We start from the raw sequence: 1,993 nt of genomic DNA, 5'->3' as shown, positions 1-1,993 counted from the left end.
AGATAGGTCCGAAGCAAGGCTACACGCTGGCGCATCCCTCCGCTGAGTTCGTGAGGATACTTATCCCGTACGTTTGTCAGCTGGAAGGTCGCAAGGATGTCATCCGCTCGGGCAATGGCTTCCGTCTTATCAACCTTTTGAATCAAGAGGGGCAGGATGATATTGCCAAGCACCGTTTTGTGCTCCAAGAGGAGATCCTTTTGCAACATATAACTCACGCGCCCCTTGGGATTCTCCTCCCCATCAAGGACAATTCTACCTGACTGGACTTCTAAAATTCCTGCAATCAGGTTAAAGAGGGTAGTCTTGCCTACACCACTGGGACCTAGGATAGAGACTACTTCACCCGAAGTCACCTGCAGGTTGATATCCTCTAAAATCTTCTCCTCGCCATAGGCATAGCTTACGTGTTCTAGTCTAATTTCTGTCATTATTTTACAAATTCGTTGGTGAAGCCTTTGTCTGTCAAGTCTTCTTTTAGGATACCATTTTCTTTATCCCATTTGTAGAAGGCATTCCAGCGTTCTGCGTCAAATTGTCCCCATTTTCCCTTTTCGCTTGCGTATTCTTTTGACAAGTATTTTTGAGATTCGATGACAAAGTCACGTTTTTCTTTGAGTTCAGGTGCATTCTTGATGAGGATATCTGCAGCTTCTTCTGGGTGTTCCATAGCGTATTGGTAGCCTTTTTTGATAGCTTGGATAACTTTACGAGCTTCTTCTTTATTGTCTTTGAGATAGTCGTTGTTTGCGATGATAACTGGTGAGTAGTAGTCAAACTCTTTCACATAGTCTTTCAAGTACATGAAGTTGGCGTCTACACCTTGAGATTTGGCAAGGATACCGTCCCAACCGTAGTAGATCCAAGCAGTATCAAAGACACCATTGGCAATTGGTGTAATCGAGTTTGAGTCGTTGTTTGGTACTTTTTCGACCTTCTCAAAGTCTCCACCTTGAGATTCTACCAAGGTTTTCAACATAGCTAGTTCCGTTGGGTCATTCCAAGTTCCGTATTTCTTACCAACCAAGTCCTTTGGACTGCTGACATTGTCCGATTTACGTGAGATGATTCCTGATGTATTGTGTTCTACGATAGCGGCAACGGCAGTAATCCCTGCTCCTTTTTCTAATTTCTTAGCCATGTAGTCTTGGAAATAGATAGCAAATGGTGCCTTGCCATTGATCACCAAGTCAGATGAGCTTTCTTCTGGCGGCAATTTCAAGTCAACATCTACTCCAGCTTCTTCGAAATAGCCTTTCTCCTTGGCTACATAAAGTCCAGTGTGGTTAGTGTTTGGTGTCCAGTCTAGGATAAAGTCAATCTTCTTGACTTCTGCTTCTTTGTTGTCCTTAGAAGCAGTTCCTTGGCCACAAGCCACAAGCACGACAGCTACAAGAGCTGTTACAATCGTTAAAAACACTTTCCATGTCTTTTTCATGTTATTTCCTCTTTTCTTTTTCAAAAACGCTCTATTTTAAGGACGTTTCCATTTAATCACATATTTTTCACTGATATCGACCAGCTTCATACCTAGAAGACTGATAATCGACACCAAAATAATAATCGCAAACATGGTATCATACTGAAACAGTTTCTTGGACTGAATCATATAAACACCAAGTCCTTCAAAGCCTCCCAACCACTCAGATACCACTGTCGTGATAAAGGCGTAGGAGACACTGACCCTCAAGCCTGCATAAAAGTAAGGCAGACTAACCGGGATTTTAAAATGCCACAGGATTTGCCAAGGATTTGCTCGCATCAGACTAAACAAGGTCAGCATATCCTTGTCACAGTGCCTAAATCCATCCAAAATACTGACGATGATAGGGAAGGTTGTCGTCAGGATTATCAAGACAATCTTAGGCAAAATTCCATAGCCTAGCCACAAGACCAGGATAGGAGCTATAGCAATGGTCGGAATGGTCTGGACAACCACCATCATAGGGTAGATAAGATCATTGAGCCAAGTCAGACTGTCCATAAGCACCGC

Annotated in this window: 3 protein-coding genes; all 3 read right to left on the bottom strand. The window is 43.0% G+C overall.

Annotation, left to right across the window (positions count from 1 at the left end):
• The coding region (locus GMD6S_RS11230; protein ID WP_000136210.1) for an ATP-binding cassette domain-containing protein at nt 1-431 on the bottom strand (431 nt) is incomplete at its 3' end.
• Nucleotides 431-1,438 carry an ABC transporter substrate-binding protein gene (locus GMD6S_RS11225; protein ID WP_000754530.1) on the bottom strand — a complete coding sequence of 336 codons (1,008 nt, stop codon included), beginning with the start codon at nt 1,436-1,438 and terminating at the stop codon, nt 431-433. The genes GMD6S_RS11225 and GMD6S_RS11230, both read right to left, overlap by 1 nt.
• A 36-nt stretch (nt 1,439-1,474) precedes the next feature.
• The coding region (locus GMD6S_RS11220; RefSeq protein ID WP_000962607.1) for an ABC transporter permease at nt 1,475-1,993 on the bottom strand (519 nt) is incomplete at its 5' end.

The organism is Streptococcus sp. GMD6S (assembly GCF_000297015.1).
This window is presented reverse-complemented; position numbering and strand designations above follow the sequence as displayed.